We start from the raw sequence: 16,323 nt of genomic DNA on the forward strand, positions 1-16,323 counted from the left end.
CGTAAGCTATTTTTCATCAAGCAGAAAATATATGCTTTAAGAAAAGCTTGCTATACTTTACTAAAATAACTAACACCCGCACAAATTAACTCAATCAAAGGAGTCGCTATGAATATGCCAAGAACAATACTTATACCAAATGGTGACAATATAGTTCACACATTTAGTGATAAAGAATTCCAAAATCGCCAGCAGAGTCTCAGAACTCATATGGCGCAAAATAACATTGATAGTGTAATTTTTACGTCAATTCATGGCATTAATTATTACAGTGACTTCCTCTATTGCTCTTTTGGCAGACCTTACGCACTTGTCGTTACGCAAGATATAACTACAACGGTAACTGCAAATATTGATGGTGGCCAACCTTGGCGTAGAACTTTTGGTGAAAACTTAGTCTACACAGACTGGCAAAAAGATAGCTTCTTTTATGCATTACAACAGCTCGTAAGTAATGGCGATAAAATTGGCATAGAGTATGATCATATAACTAAAGAACGCTTAGATAAGCTTCAAGCTGCATTTAACAAATCAAACTTTATTGATATTTCAGTTGATTGCATGAAGATGCGCTCTATCAAGTCAGATGAGGAAATTGCTCATATCATTCAGGGAGCAAATGTTTGTGATATAGGCGGAGCAGCACTCGTTGAAGCTGTTAAAGAAGGAGTACCAGAACACGAGGTAGCCCTTAACTCAACTCAGGCTATGGTCAGAGAAATTGCTAAGCGATATCCAAACTCAGAGCTAATGGACACCTGGACTTGGTTTCAATCTGGCATTAATACTGATGGCGCGCACAACCCCGTGACCACTAGGAAAGTTCAAAAAGGTGATATTTTAAGTCTTAATTGTTTTTCAATGATTGCAGGTTACTATGTTGCACTCGAAAGAACATTATTTTATGATCATGTTGATGACGCATCCCTGAGATTGTGGGAAATTAATGTAAAGGTACATGAGGAAGGAATGAAACTTATCAAGCCAGGAGTTGCATGCAAAGACATCGCACTTGAACTTAATAAAATTTTTGAAGAGTATGGCTTGCTTGAAAGTAGAACTTTTGGATATGGCCATTCATTTGGAGTTTTGTCTCACTACTATGGCCGTGAAGCTGGAGTTGAGCTAAGAGAGGATATAGATACAGTGCTGCAAAAAAATATGGTTGTCTCTATGGAGCCTATGATTATGATCCCAGGAAGTCAGCCTGGTGCTGGTGGTTATCGTGAACATGATGTTATGGTGTTAACGGAAGATAGCGCCTATGACATTACCAAATTTCCATTTGGTCCAGAGCATAATATTATTACTTAGTAGTTTTTATAAAACACTAACTCAGAAAAATGGAAACTATTGATTACTCATATTTATTAAAAGAGTTGAAATTAACAGCCCGAAATGCTGGTAATGAGATTATGAAAATCTATACTAATTCAATAAATGTTAACTTCAAAGAAGATGGATCGCCGGTTACACTAGCTGACAAAGCAGCAGAGCATGTAATTCTTAAAAAACTTAAAGAGATTACCCCAGATATCCTAATCGTCTCAGAAGAAGACTCAAAAAGTCATAGTTCAAAAGCTACGAATCAGTTTTTTCTCATAGATCCACTTGATGGCACAAAAGAGTTCCTTAAAAAAGATGGCTTAGGTTCATTTACTGTAAATATTGGACTTATTGAAAATGGCATTCCAACTTTAGGGGTTGTTTATGCACCTGCACTTAACAGGATGTTTTTTGCTTCAGTTACTACTGGCGCTTTCGAAGAATCAAATGACTTAATTAAGCCTATAACTATTCGAGAATTACCTCAATCTGGAGCTGTTGCTGTAGCGAGCGTTTCTCATCGTGACGAATTAACAAATACTTGGATAAATGATCATAAAATTAAGAATACAACATCCATTGGGTCTTCATTAAAATTTTGTTTAGTTGCCTGTGGTGAGGCTGATGTCTATCCTCGATTTGGTCCAACTATGGAATGGGACACTGCTGCTGGAGATGCTGTTTTGAGATGTGCAGGTGGCTCAGTTAAGCATCCAAATGATGAGCCGTTTAACTATGGAAAGTCTAATTATAGAAATGGTCCATTTATTGCTTATGGAAGTTTCTAGATCAAAAGAAATAAAAACTCTTACTAATTAAACCATCCTAACTTTCGTAAGAATATATCTCTACCATCATCTCATCTGCAATTAGCTCAAGCTTATCTCTAATAAGGTTTTCGTCAAGGGAGACTGGCAAATGAAGAGTAATTTGTGCTTTGAAAAGCTGCTCTCCAGACATAGATGCATCAATTATTTCAGTCTTTAACTCTTCTACATTTGCTTGCAAATCATCTGCTAGAACATGAGATAGTTTATTGATAATGCCAACATGATTTTGACCAATAAGCTCAATGTTATAACTCTTTACATTAGCTTGCTTTAATGGAGAAGTTTCTTCGCACGCTATTTGCAATCCTAAAGACGATGAAACCAACTCTTTACTTAATTGAGTAGCATTTTTGGATGGCACATTAACCTTCAGAATTCCAGCAAACTTTCCTTCAAAGCTTGACATATTACTCTCAATCCAGTCACCATTATTGGCCACAATAATCTTTGAAAGACCATCAATAAGCCCAGGTTTATCGTCACCTAAAACACTAATCAAAAATGATGTCATAAAAATTTTATTTATAATCTTCTACACTTGGACAAGAACAAATTAAGTTCTTATCACCATAGACATTATCCACTCGCGAAACTGGCGGCCAGTATTTAACTCGCCTTAAACTTTCGACAGGATATGCTGCCTCTTCCCTGGAGTATGAAAAATTCCATTCCGTAGATGTTACCATTTCTAGAGTATGTGGAGAATTAATTAGCGGGTTATCTTCTGTAGAGTATTCTCCAGACTCAACTTTTAGTATCTCTTTTCTGATTTGTATCATAGCATCACAAAATCGATCAAGCTCATCCAATGACTCAGACTCTGTTGGTTCAATCATCAACGTTCCAGCAACTGGAAATGACATAGTTGGGGCATGAAAACCGTAATCAATGAGTCGCTTAGCTACATCATCTACACTTATACCAACTGTGTCTTTAATGGGTCTAATATCAATAATACACTCATGGGCAATCCTACCATTTTCATCACTATAAAGTATTGGATAGTGCTCTTCAAGTCTCTTTGATATATAGTTTGCATTTAAAATTGCATTGCATGTAGAAGCATAAAGGCCTTCTTTACCAAGCATTGCAATATACATCCAACTAATAGGCAAAATACTGCCAGAGCCCCATGGAGCTCCAGAAATACTTCCAACATCTGTATTATTTAATGGCGTTGTTGGTAAAAAGTGTACTAAATGCTCTTTAACGCCAATTGGCCCAACTCCAGGACCGCCACCACCATGAGGAATAGCAAATGTTTTATGTAAATTAAGGTGTGATACGTCGCCTCCAAATTCACCTGGAGCAGAAACACCAACCATTGCGTTCATATTGGCACCATCAATATAAACCTGGCCTCCAGCATTATGAACAATTTCACAAACCTCTTTTACATCCTTTTCAAATACTCCATGAGTCGAAGGATATGTAATCATTATTGCAGCTAAATTATCGGCATGCTCTTTTGCTTTTGCTTTTAAATCTAAAAGATCAATATTGCCATCCTCTGCACTATCAATTACGATTACCTTCATACCAGCCATTTGTGCAGATGCTGGATTAGTGCCATGAGCAGAAGATGGGATTAAACAAATATTTCTATTTTCTTCACCTCTACTTCGGTGATAAGCACGAATTGCAATTAATCCTGCATACTCACCCTGAGCTCCTGAATTTGGCTGCAGTGATATTGCAGCATAACCTGTTGCCTCACAAAGCATTTCTTCAAGCTCACTAATCATCTCCTGATAACCTATGACTTGATTCATTGGAACTGCTGGATGAATCTGAGAAAATTCTGGCCAAGATACTGGTATTAATTCTGCTGCAGCATTAAGCTTCATTGTGCATGAACCAAGAGGAATCATTGAACGATCAAGTGCAATATCCTTATCTCCCAAATACCTAATATAACGCATCATATTTGTTTCTGATCGATAGGTATTAAAAACATCATGTGTCAAGAAGCTTGATTTTCTTTTAAGACTTTTATGAATTTGAGTCTTATTTTTTTCAAATATAATTTGAGTGTCTAGGTCAGATTCCGTATTAAATATTTTCCATAAGCGCTCTATATCCTCAGGAGCACTTAGTTCATCAAATGAAACTGAAACGAGTGTCTTACTAAAAACATTTATGTTGTATCCATTCTTTTCAGCTTGCATAACTACTGCATCAGAGTTCTCAACTTCTATAGTTAATGTATCAAAAAATGTCTCATTTAAAATACGAAATCCCATTTCTGACATCCCTTCAGCAAAAACACTTGAGTAGCGAAAAATTCGATCAGCGATATTTTTAAGTCCCTCTGGTCCATGATAAACAGCATACATGCTTGCCATAATTGCCAGAAGAGCTTGAGCAGTACAAATATTACTTGTCGCTTTTTCACGGCGAATGTGTTGCTCTCTAGTCTGAAGTGCAAGTCTATAAGCAAGCCTCCCTTTAGTATCAACCGATGCTCCAATAATACGCCCAGGCATAGACCTTTTGTATTTGTCACTGATAGACATGAAGGCAGCATGTGGACCACCATAACCAATTGGCACTCCAAATCTTTGAGTATTACCAACTACTATGTCTGCACCCATTTCACCAGGTGGCTTTAAAAGTGTTAAAGAAAGTAAGTCTGCACTAACTGCAACGAGAGCTTTTTTTTGATGAACTAATTCTATTAAACTTGAGTAATCACTATAGCCACCATAAGTATTAGGATATTGCAATAACACTCCAAAACAATCAAGCTCTTTTAGATCAGTCAGAGGGTCACCAACAACGACCTCAATATTTAGTGGCTCAGCTCGAGTTTTAATTACTTCAATATTTTGAATAAAACAATCATTAGCTACAAAAAAGATATTACTCTTAGATTTACTAACTCGATGACACAAAGTCATAGCTTCTGCACAGGCGGTTGCCTCATCTAGCATTGATGCATTTGCTAAATCCATCCCTGTTAAGTCTGAGACCATTGTTTGAAAATTCATTAATGCCTCTAACCGGCCTTGAGATATTTCTGGCTGATAAGGAGTATAAGCAGTGTACCAAGAGGGATTTTCTTGGACATTGCGCTGAATTACTGGTGGAGTAATTGCATTGTAATAACCTTGGCCAATGAATGACTTATAACGAATATTCATTCTAGCTAGATTTCTTAATTTTTTAAGGGCTGCCAACTCCGACATACCTTTAGCTATATTCATCGGCTTTTTTCGACGAATAACATCTGGCACAATCTCATCAATTAACTTATCTAAGTTGTCAAAACCAAGATAATCAAGCATCTGATTTTTCTGCTCAGTTGAAGAACCAATATGCCTAGTAGTAAAGGCATCATTATTTAATAAATCTTCAATTTTTTTAGCCATTAAACTCTTTCCTTATTCCTCAATAAAACTGTTGTACGCGCTTTCATCCATTAACTCATCTAATTCTTTAGGACTTGATAATTTCACTTTGATAAACCAACCATCTCCCATAGAGTCTTCAGTGACAAGTTCTGGCTCATCTTCTAAACGACTGTTAACTTCAACAATAGTTCCAGAAACTGGTGCAACTAGATCTGAAGCAGCTTTAACTGACTCAATTACGGAAATATTTTCTCCACGGCTACACTCATCCCCAACTTCTGGTAACTCAACATAAACCAGATCCCCTAATTGTTCTTGGGCAAAATCTGTTATCCCAATAACTACTAGATCATCTCCTTGCGATTGAATCCATTCATGATCTTCTGAAAATTTAATACTCATCACTGCTCCTCATAATTAATATTTAACCTCTGTAATAGTTCTGTTTAACAAATGGCAGACTTACAACCTCAACTGCAATTTTTTTATCCCTAACTAATGCAAAAAGCTTGGAATTTTTTTCTATATAACTCTTTTTTAACCTTGCTATAGCTATTGGCCTATTTATGCTAGGGCCAAAGCCACCGCTCGTTACCTTTCCCACATTATTACCCAACTCATCTTCAATCATGGCCCCATCTCGAACAGGCATTCTTCCTTCTGGTTGAAGGCCAACAACCTTTGATTCAGAGCCCTCATTAAGGTGTCTCATAATAGTTTCGAAGCCTAAATAATTACCTTCTCTTTCTCCACTAGTTCTTCTTACCTTGGATAAGGCCCAGCCCAATGAAGACTCAACAGGACTATGATAAATATCAAGCTCATGTCCATAAAGAGATAATCCAGCCTCTAAACGAAGAGAGTCTCTTGCACCTAAGCCAACCCATTCAACTTCTATGTTGGAAAGTAAAAGTTTTGCTAATTCCTCAGAATCTTTGGCTGCTAATGAAATTTCAAAACCATCTTCTCCTGTATAGCCAGACCTTGTTATCAAGCATTCAATTCCATTTATGACTATTTGTTTAGCGGTCATAAAAATCATTTCACTAATAGAAGGTGCAATCTCAGATAAAACTTTGTGGGCTAAAGGACCTTGTAATGCTAAAAGTGCATTATCTTCAAGAAACTCTACTTTACAGTCATCGCCAATTGTCTTTTGCAAATGAGCAAAATCAGCATTTTTACAGCCAGCATTAACCACTAAAAACAAACCTTCATCACCCAGATTGGTAACCATCAAGTCATCCATTACGCCGCCAGATTTATTTGTAAATAAAGCATAGCGCAATTTCATTAAGGGTAAATCAATAATATCAACTGGAACTATAGACTCAAGTGCTTTTTTTGCATTTGCACCACCCAGCCTTATCTGTCCCATATGGGAGACATCGAAAAGTCCTGCTTTTTCACGTGTGTGGTTGTGTTCTTTTTTTATCCCAAGAGGATAACTTACAGGCATATCATACCCAGCAAATGGCACCATCTTTGCTCCAGCATCTAAGTGCATTTGATGCAAAGGAGTAGTTCGAATTAGCATATCTTTAGACATTATAATTTGTCTCAAAAAGCCATATTATATAGGATAGTTTATTTAGTTGAATTCAATTCGTCTTGAATTGATATAAATAGGGTAATTATGTGAATATCGACAGAATGGTTACAAGGCTCACCAGTTTTCCTTTAGTTAATCACAAAGTTTTATATCAGAATTAATACCCATTAGTCTTACTATATATAGGATAAGGCAATTCTCCTTTTTGAATTCGATGGATGTTTTCAGAAATAGTTTGTCCTGCTGAGTTTGGATTACTTTGGCCTGCAATGTGTGGCGTTATATAAACTGAAGGATGGCCCCAAAGTGAATTATTTTCTGGCAACGGTTCTTGAGTAAATACATCCAAAGCAGCTGCTTTAATATGTCCGTCACTAAGAAGAGTCAACAAATCATCCTCATTAATTATTCCACCTCTACCAATATTTATAATAAATGAATTTTTTGGAAGAAGGCTAAGCTCTTTTTTTGTAATAATGTTGGTAGTATCGGATGTTAAGGGAAGGACATTAATTAGAATGTTCGTCCTGCCTAAAAAATCAGAAAGCTGATCCTGACCATAATAATATTTAATATCTGTCAGTGAAGATTTTTGATTAGCGCCCCAACCAATAACATTAAAACTTTGAGTAACTAATAATTCACCAATACTTCTGCCAATATTTCCTAGACCCATAATGCCAATTGTTCGGTCCTCTGATTGAATAGAGCTTTGCTGAATCCACTGGCGTTTAAGTTGTTGTGATCTATAAAGATACTGATCGCTATGAAAATGAAGCACCCAATGCAAGGCATGAAGGCACATTTCATGAGTTAATTTTTTATCGACCAGGCGGATTATAGGTAGTCCTTCTGGTAAGTCGGGATCACTAATAATGTGATCTACTCCAGCCCCTAGAGACAAAATCGCTTTTAAATTTGGGTACTTTTTTAATATACCTCGAGGATGCTTCCAGACCACAGCAAATTCAACCTCATTAACATCGCCATCATCCGGATAAACTTTTATATCCATCTCTGGCATAGCCTTTTGCAGGCCATTTGACCAAACCTCCATATCCTCCCAGAAGTCTGTAGACGCTAATACTATTGACATAATTTAACCCATGGTGATTTTCTAATTAATATTGATATTTTAATTTACTTATTAAGACAACACTCCTAAAAATAGCTATTAAGAAATTCACGGTATCATGAATTTTTTTAATAGCTAAAATCAAATATTAATGTAGAATATTAGCAATAACTTTTATCTAATTTTTTTATGTTTATCAGTGTTTTAGACTTATTTAAAGTTGGTGTTGGGCCTTCAAGCTCGCACACAATGGGGCCTATGGTTGCTGCCAATGATTTTATGACGCATGTCAAAAAATTTTTAGATTCAAATCCTGCTGGTGAAATGCGTCATATTAGATGTACTCTAAAGAATTCTTTAGCTTATACAGGAGTTGGACATGCGACAGATAGAGCTGTCACTCTTGGACTTAATGGATATCTTCCAAATACCATCATTAAAGAGAATATGGATGAAGTCATTGAGAGAACTTGGAACTCAAAAAATATAGCTATCAACAACACTCAAAAAGTTGCCTTCTTTTCGGAAGATGATATCATTTTCGATACTAGAAACTCATTACAGCAAAACCCTAACGGTATGGTTTTTGAGCTTCTTGACCAGTCAGACTCAATTCTAATTTCACATACTTATTTCTCTATTGGTGGTGGTTTTATATCTACATTAGCTGAAATAGATAATGTTGAAGCACCCATTGCAGCGGAGCCCAGCTCAGCTTATCCATTCCCGTTTGATAATTCAGATCAAATGCTGGAAATGTCTAAAAAGCATGATAAGACTATTTGGGAAATGAAGCTCGCCAATGAAATAGAAAATATTCCTGAAAAAATTCTGAATAAGGAGCTTGATACTATTTGGGACGCAATGAAAACTTGTGTTGAGAGTGGTCTTGCAACTGAAGGTATATTACCGGGTGGTTTAAATACCAAGAGGCGCGCAAAAAAATTACATGAAAGCCTCCAGAGTGATCCAGAAAATACAAATTCTAGTGACTGGCTTTGTGCATATGCCATGGCAGTAAATGAAGAAAATGCTGCTGGTCACATGGTAGTGACTGCGCCCACTAATGGAGCAGCAGGTGTAGTTCCAGCAACTCTTTACTACTTCTACAAACATAAGTCGGCAACTCAAGAACAAATTCGTCAATTCTTATTAACAGCATCTGCGATTGGTGGGCTCATAAAACATAATAGCTCTATATCAGGAGCTGAGGTTGGTTGTCAAGGAGAGGTAGGTTCAGCGTCCTCAATGGCTGCTGCAGCTTTATGTACTGTAAGAGGCGGCACAACAGCGCAAATTGAAAATGCTGCAGAAATGGCGCTAGAACACCATATTGGAATGACTTGCGACCCAGTCAAGGGTCTTGTTCAAGTTCCTTGTATTGAGAGAAATGGATTTGGCGCAGTTAAGGCTTATACTGCAAGCTCACTTTCGCTTAGAGAAAGTGGTGAACATTTAATTTCGCTAGATCAGTGTATTGCTGCTATGAAAAGAACTGGCCTTGATATGTCTACAAAATATAAAGAGACGTCATTAGGCGGCTTGGCTGTAAGCTTTATTGAATGCTAAATTAATCTGTATCAACTAGTCCTGCGCCTGCACCTGAAGCTCTAGACTCAGCACTTGATTTAACCAAGCAGCGTGAAAAGTAGCTATAAATTGCCTGCCAATTCTCCTCTACTTTAACGCCATTATGAAGTACTCTTAATTTCTCTTCAGCTAACTTAAATTTTTTAAGATTCTTACCTTTATAGGATTTATCACTCATTTCTAGAGGTGAAATTAACACATCAGCATTGCTACTTAATTCTATAGGATTAGATGATGAGCTTAAAACCTCCCACTCTTCATTATCAGTTAAGTTAACTTGAAATTGATTTTTATCTTGATCAGTCCAAACTACTTTTAGCCCATTACATTTATTAGCACCAAGAGCAGAAACAACTAAAAATGGAGAATCAACATTACTAATTTTTAATTCACTGACTCTACTATTAATCTCAACCCAATCAACACTGCTTGAAGATGCCTCTAAAGAAGATAAGAGCTTCTCTTCTGAACAAAATAAATGCCCCCCTGCTTTTGTTTTTTCAAATTGAATCGATAAACTACTTGCTTGACTATCTAGATTATCAAGCGCTTTTAAGCTACATAGCGAAGGGTCAAAACCATTTTCTGAAATCCACATATTGGCTCTTGCAAAGTCTTCTGAAAGACCAATAGGAGCTTCTACACCAAAGGCTGCTCTAGTGAAATAAAAAAGAACTTCATTTAATGAAATTGTTAAATAACTTTCTGACATGTGCAATTTATACACGGAAATGACTGGGGTCTTCCCGCAATTGGAAATGACCAGCAATCATGGTTTGGCTCTGACAGTTGATCAGGCATTGGAGCGCCTTGATACATTGATATCCGAGTCCATAAGTCGGACTTTGGATCAAACTTTGAAGCGCCGAAAAAGGCTAACTTAAAACGTAATAAATCTAGTGGTCTCATGGACTCACTTAATAAATTATCCTGAACTTCAGAATAAGGCCTAACAAAAGTATTTTGAATTCGACGAATGATATGTCTAAATTCTGGGTACATCATTACAAACTCACTGATTGAAATATCATTAGAAGTGGATGACAATACTTTATTGAGCTGACTTACATCTCTACCAATAGCCAGTGGCATCTCTTGCTCAACGCCATCATCGATTCCTTTAGAGCCAAACCTAGGCTCCAACTTATCTTCAGAATAGTACCAAAAATGGTGCTGTGATTCTTTTAAAGAAAAATCAATACTAGTAGCCCATTGATAAGAATCTTCAACAACTTCTTTTAATTGGGCTAATGACATATCTGCATTAAATTTTGGAATTAAATTAGTTGACATTGTCTCTGCAAGATCATCTACTAGTGAACCATGAGGCTCAATAATTAAAGAAACGACCATCTCTTGACATTCCAATGAAAAATTATCCTCAACAAACTGGTAAATTCCATTCCAAGGATAGGGTCTAGATATATTAAACTCATCTTCACACCAAATCCTAAGCGATTGTATTTCGTCTGTTAAGCACGAGATTCTATCAGCCTGGACAGTATCCTCAACATTCCATTCATCAACATGCTGACTAACCTGAAGTAGTGACTTTAAGAAAACTTTAAGTGTGCCTTCAATTGGCGTTTCAATTGATCTTACTCTTGCTAATGCGGTTTCTTTTGCAACAACCCAATTATGAATTAATGCTGGGTGTTTAAGTAAAAATGGAGCCATACCCAAACCTGTTGCATTTCCCACACCAATAAATTGTCGTGTAGTTTTATCAAGTTTAACTGCTTTTTTACCACCTCTTTCTTTTGCAAGCTCTTCAACTGAATCAATCGTAAACCAGCGAATTAAATAAACAGTTAACAACTCCATTTGAAATGGCGCTTTACACTCCTCTCGATCAGCAATCTTAGCTCGGTCTGCACAGCCAAACTTTCCACTTCCATAAACCGCGGAAGTTCTCATTAAATAACCTACAGAAGTTAATAAATCAATATCTGGTTGCTGACCTTTTGATAAAGAGTCAACTGCATTTTTAAATACTCTTAAACTTTTGTTTGCTCTTGCTAAAGCAAGCTCACTTGGTCTATATCGACCCCCTTCCTGCTTGGGGGTATTATTTGCTAAATAGTCAATATCTTCTTGAGTGGGTACACCATCAAAAAGATTAAAAGTTGCATCCCATACTTCTGCAATAACTCTATCAGTTCTCATTTCATCTGGTATTTTTTGAGTAAAGGCAACCAATGAATATGTCCTATTTGGAGTCGTCACAGCATAAATACTTAAACCATAACCGTCCTTATCAACTTCTCGACGAGTTCTCTCAAATTTCCAATTCTCACGAGCCATTCGCCTTATAAGTGTTCGCATAAAACTTAAACGAGTAGGGAATGAAGAGCCCATTCTCTCAAGACGCATAACCTTTTCAGGTGATCTCATAAAATCAGATTCAATATCAATAATTGCAGTTTCTGTAGTCATAATTCCAATTATAAAGGTTCAAATGATGCTTCAAAAAAGTTTAGCCAGTTCTTACCCATGATTGAATCAATATCATTGCTATTAAAACCAGCACTTTTTAGGCCAGTTGCAATATTTAAAAAGTCACGGTTATCACGAAACCACTTTGGCTGATCAGGGAAACCTGCAAAACTTGCAGAGCCCTCTCCAAAGTCACGCTCATTTGTCCAGGTTCCATTTCTCATCCATTCAACAACACTGTCAGGTTGATTTTGGCATAAATCAGTTCCAATACCAATATTATGAACACCCATAATTTCGGCAGTATCAGAAACCATATTACAAAAACTCTCTAGTGAACAGTTAGTACCATCTTTAAGATGGTGCGCATAGACTGAAAAGCCAAGCATACTGCCACTTTCACCTAAAGCCTTAAGAACTTTATTAGACTTATTTCTTAGTGCAGGATGCCAAAAAGTTGGATTAGCGTGGGTAATTGCAATAGGGCGCTCTGAGATTTCAATCGCCTCAAGCGTAGAAATTTCTGAAGAATGGCTCATATCAACCACTAAGCCAACTCTATTCATTTCTTTAATTACTTGCTTACCCATTCGAGTTATACCTGGGTCATTTTCTTCATAGCAACCTGTGCCCAATAAGCTCTGATTATTATATGTGAGCTGCATAAATCTAACACCCAATTGATGACATATTTCGACCAATCCAATATCGTCTTCAATTGGTGAACAGTTCTGAAACCCAAAAAATATTGCAGTTCGCCCCTCACTTTGAGCTTTAAGAACATCACTTGCAGACTTGCCATGAAAAATTAAATCTGAAAAACTTTCAAAACGGCGATTCCAATCAATAACATTTTTCACCATCTCCTTAAAGTCTTCATGGTAACAAATTGTAACGTGGACCGCACTAAGACCGCCATCATTAATTTGTTTGAAGACCTCTTCACTCCAATTGTTATACTGAAGTGCGTCAATAAAAAGTGATGGATGAGCCATTATGGGTTTCCGCTAGAAATATATGAAGTTTTAACTTGAGTATATAGCTCTTTTGCATATGATCCTTGCTCTCTAGGACCAAAACTTGAGTTTTTTCTACCACCAAAAGGAACATGATAATCAGTACCAGCTGTTGGTAAATTCACCATTATGCATCCACTCTCTGCGTTTCTTCGAAAATGACTTGCTCGTGATAATGACTGAGTAATAATGCCTGAAACAAGACCAAAATCTGTGTCGTTGGCAACTGAAAGTGCTTCATCATAATCTGCAACCTTAATAACGCAAGCCATAGGTGCAAATAATTCTTCTCGGTTCACTCGCATAGTGTTATTACCGCCAACTAATAAGGCAGGCTGCATATAAAAGCCAGGATTATCGAGCTCCAGTTTTTCACCACCACATACTATTTCACAGCCTTCTTCTTTAGCTAAAGACATGTATTTAAGATTTGAGTCAAGTTGCTGTTGACTTGCTACTGGACCAATTTGAGTCCCTTCGTGGAGCGCATGTCCAACCTTAAGAGCTGCAGTAGACTGACTCATTCGATCAACAAACTCATCATGAATTGATGCATGAACAACTAACCTTGATGAAGCAGTGCACTTTTGGCCTGTACTTCCAAAAGCACCGCCAGTAGCCGCAGCAACAGCAACATTAATATCTGCATCATCCATTACAACTAATGGATTTTTAGAGCCTAATTCTAATTGGAATTTAGTTAGGTTTTTTGCCGCAGCTCCAGCTATTTGGAGCCCAACATCATAAGACCCAGTAAAACTAATAGCATGGACTTTTGGGCTTTCAGCTAAAGCCTGTCCGATAGATGATCCAGATCCCATAACTAAATTAAATAATCCTTTTGGTATGTCTTGTTTTGCAATGATTTCTGTTAATGCAAAGGCGCTCGCTGGAGTTAGATTAGCAGGCTTCCAAATAACTGCATTACCGAATGCTAATGCAGGGGCAATTTTCCAGCTTGCAGTCGCAGTTGGGAAATTCCAAGGAGAAATAATTGCAACAGTCCCCATCGCTTCTCGTCGAACATCAATTTCAATGTTTGGCCTAACTGAATCTGCTGTATCACCACTTTGACGAAGCACTTCAGCAGCGTAGTAAGTAAAAAATTGACCAGCTCTATAAATTTCTCCTTTGCCTTCAGCTAACGGTTTACCTTCTTCACGAGAAAGTAGCTCTCCTAACTCAGCACTTCGAGCCATCATCTCGTCACCAATCTTCATCAAAACAGCTTGTCGCTGCTCTAAACCAGTAGAAGCCCATTGCTTTTGCGCAATTTGAGAAGAGTTAAGGGCGTCCTCTAGCTGAGCATTATTTGCTTGCGCATACTCACCAATGACATCGTTGGTATCGGAAGGATTAATGTTAGATATAGAACTAGAACCCTTGACCCAGTCGCCGGCTATAAAGTTATTAGACAGATTTGACATTATTTTTTATTTATTTTTAAAATATTAAATTTTACTCTTTATTGCTGATTTATCAAGAATATAAGGCAATAAGTAAATATAGTATTTTTCATGTTTGTATGAAAAATTAATGTTGCATTTAACAAATATTTAATCTACGATACATATATTAAATATATTGTAATCAAACTATTATGGCTAACTCTTCTGAAAGACTTGGTAGGGATGCAAGAAGAACAGATCGACTAAAAGTCAAGATTGAAATGCTCCCTACTTTGAAGCGCAAAATCCCACTTACAGAGCCAATGAGTGAAGAGCAGATTTTAAAAATGGATGACGCATCTTTATCAATTCTTGAAGATGTAGGCGTTGAGTTTCATGACCCAATTGCCCTCGAAGATTGGAAGAAGGCTGGCGCTGACGTCAAAGGTGAGCGCGTTCGTTTTGATAGAGGCCTTATTCGTGAACTAATCTCAAGCATCCCAGAAAGCATCACTATGAATGCCCGTGACCCAGAAAAATCGCTAGAAATCGGTGGCAATAACTCTATTTTTGTTCCGATGACTGGTGCCCCTTTTATATGTGATCTTGAAAACAAAAGGCGCTGGCCAAAACTTGAAGATCTGGCTAACTTTCACAAACTATCTCATATGCTTCCTGCCATTCATTCAAGCGCTCACCATATTGTTGAACCAATGGACCATCCAATCTCGCATCGTCACCTAAGAATCACTTATTCTTCTATGAAGCACTCAGATAAAACTTTTATGGGCATGACAAGTAGTGGCAAGAATGCGGAAGATGTAATTGAGATGTGCAAGATTCTATTTGGAGAAAAATACATGGATACTCATCCAGTAGTTACCGGGAATATTAATGGAAACTCTCCACTTGTTTGGGATCAAACCATGCTCTCAGCATTAAGGGTATTTTCTGCACATAATCAGCCCGTACTCTGTTCTCCTTTTGTACTTGGAGGTGCGAACACACCAGCGAGTGTTGCACCAACTGTTGCTCAGGTAAATGCCGAGGCCCTCTCTGCTCTAGCATACACACAAGTCATAAGGAAAGGATCACCAGCTATCTACGGTCACTACTTAGCTACAGTTTCCATGCAATCTGGCGCTCCAATGGCAGGAACTCCAGAAATTTCTCTTATGAATTTTATGATTGGGCAAATGGCTAGGCACTATAAGGTTCCATGGAGAAGTTCTAATACACTTGGCGGATCTAAAGTTTTTGATGCCCAATCAGGCTATGAGAGCGCATCTACAATGATGGCCGTTCTTTTATCTGGAGCAAACTATATTTGGCACTCTGCGGGATGGAATGAAGCTGGAATGCACTGCTCAATGGCAAAATTTGTAGTCGATGCTGAGCAATGCGAAATGGGCTACAGGATGGCAGAAGGTATTCGCTGGGATGATTTTGAGGAAGGTTTAGCAGCAATAAGAGATGTTGGTCCTGGGGGTCACTATCTTGGACATCAGCATACAATGGATAATTTTCAACGAGCATTTTTTATGCCTAAATTATTTGACAATAACTCCATTGAACAGTGGCAAGCTGACGGGAGTAAGGACACCATTCAAAGGGGAATTGAGGGGGCAAAAAAACTACTGGCTGATTACCAAGAACCAAAACTTGATGAAGGTAAGAACGAAGAGCTTCTTGACTTTATTCAAAGAAGAGAGAGGATAATTCCAACAATGGAAGCACTAAATCAAGAGTATTAAGTT

At 37.5% G+C, this 16,323-nt stretch carries 13 protein-coding genes; 4 read left to right on the top strand and 9 right to left on the bottom strand.

All coding sequences use genetic code 11. The features are described 5' to 3' along the window. Positions 1–108: 108 nt before the first annotated feature. Complete coding sequence (locus AC5YGD_RS08755) at positions 109–1,314, top strand: M24 family metallopeptidase (protein ID WP_496141466.1); 1,206 nt, start codon at positions 109–111, stop codon at positions 1,312–1,314. A gap of 29 nt (positions 1,315–1,343) precedes the next feature. Beyond that, positions 1,344–2,114 (top strand): 3'(2'),5'-bisphosphate nucleotidase CysQ, encoded by a 771-nt coding sequence (gene cysQ / locus AC5YGD_RS08760; protein WP_496141467.1) that lies wholly within the window; start codon positions 1,344–1,346, stop codon positions 2,112–2,114. 37 nt (positions 2,115–2,151) lie between these two features. Here cysQ and AC5YGD_RS08765 read toward each other — a convergent pair whose 3' ends face one another. The 5 genes from AC5YGD_RS08765 to AC5YGD_RS08785 form a co-directional block, all read right to left on the bottom strand. Beyond that, on the bottom strand, positions 2,152–2,667 hold the full coding sequence (locus AC5YGD_RS08765; RefSeq protein ID WP_271541538.1) for a glycine cleavage system transcriptional repressor: 516 nt from the start codon (positions 2,665–2,667) through the stop codon (positions 2,152–2,154). A 7-nt stretch (positions 2,668–2,674) separates the two neighbouring features. Then, positions 2,675–5,527 carry an aminomethyl-transferring glycine dehydrogenase gene (gcvP, locus tag AC5YGD_RS08770; protein ID WP_496141468.1) on the bottom strand — a complete coding sequence of 951 codons (2,853 nt, stop codon included), beginning with the start codon at positions 5,525–5,527 and terminating at the stop codon, positions 2,675–2,677. A 12-nt stretch (positions 5,528–5,539) separates the two neighbouring features. Next, positions 5,540–5,914 (bottom strand): glycine cleavage system protein GcvH, encoded by a 375-nt coding sequence (gene gcvH, locus AC5YGD_RS08775; RefSeq protein ID WP_496141469.1) that lies wholly within the window; start codon positions 5,912–5,914, stop codon positions 5,540–5,542. Positions 5,915–5,933: 19 nt separating this feature from the next. Beyond that, on the bottom strand, positions 5,934–7,058 hold the full coding sequence (gcvT, locus tag AC5YGD_RS08780) for a glycine cleavage system aminomethyltransferase GcvT (protein ID WP_496141470.1): 1,125 nt from the start codon (positions 7,056–7,058) through the stop codon (positions 5,934–5,936). A gap of 160 nt (positions 7,059–7,218) precedes the next feature. Then, on the bottom strand, positions 7,219–8,157 hold the full coding sequence (locus AC5YGD_RS08785) for an NAD(P)-dependent oxidoreductase (protein ID WP_496141471.1): 939 nt from the start codon (positions 8,155–8,157) through the stop codon (positions 7,219–7,221). A 168-nt stretch (positions 8,158–8,325) separates the two neighbouring features. On the opposite strand from AC5YGD_RS08785, the gene AC5YGD_RS08790 reads away from it, so the two are divergent. Then, positions 8,326–9,705 carry an L-serine ammonia-lyase gene (locus AC5YGD_RS08790; RefSeq protein WP_271541531.1) on the top strand — a complete coding sequence of 460 codons (1,380 nt, stop codon included), beginning with the start codon at positions 8,326–8,328 and terminating at the stop codon, positions 9,703–9,705. 1 nt (position 9,706) lies between these two features. On the opposite strand, the gene AC5YGD_RS08795 is transcribed toward AC5YGD_RS08790, so the two are convergent. From AC5YGD_RS08795 to AC5YGD_RS08810, 4 genes are read right to left on the bottom strand one after another with little or no spacing between them, the layout of a single operon-like run. Continuing rightward, positions 9,707–10,438, bottom strand: a complete 732-nt coding sequence (locus AC5YGD_RS08795) for a hypothetical protein (protein ID WP_496141472.1) — start codon at positions 10,436–10,438, stop codon at positions 9,707–9,709. Further along, the gene (locus AC5YGD_RS08800) at positions 10,420–12,162 is read right to left on the bottom strand and encodes a hypothetical protein (protein ID WP_271541529.1); all 1,743 of its coding nucleotides are present in this window, start codon (positions 12,160–12,162) and stop codon (positions 10,420–10,422) included. The genes AC5YGD_RS08795 and AC5YGD_RS08800 overlap by 19 nt, the downstream gene beginning before the upstream one ends. Positions 12,163–12,170: 8 nt before the next feature. After that, entirely contained in the window at positions 12,171–13,157 is a 987-nt protein-coding gene (locus tag AC5YGD_RS08805; RefSeq protein WP_496141473.1) for a membrane dipeptidase, read from the bottom strand. Continuing rightward, positions 13,157–14,605 (bottom strand): aldehyde dehydrogenase family protein, encoded by a 1,449-nt coding sequence (locus AC5YGD_RS08810; protein WP_496141474.1) that lies wholly within the window; start codon positions 14,603–14,605, stop codon positions 13,157–13,159. Before AC5YGD_RS08810 ends, AC5YGD_RS08805 begins: the two co-directional genes overlap by 1 nt. A 173-nt stretch (positions 14,606–14,778) precedes the next feature. On the opposite strand from AC5YGD_RS08810, the gene AC5YGD_RS08815 reads away from it, so the two are divergent. Next, positions 14,779–16,320, top strand: a complete 1,542-nt coding sequence (locus tag AC5YGD_RS08815) for a trimethylamine methyltransferase family protein (protein WP_416677918.1) — start codon at positions 14,779–14,781, stop codon at positions 16,318–16,320. Positions 16,321–16,323: the final 3 nt, after the last annotated feature.

This window comes from Candidatus Pseudothioglobus sp. uisw_070 (assembly GCF_059512545.2).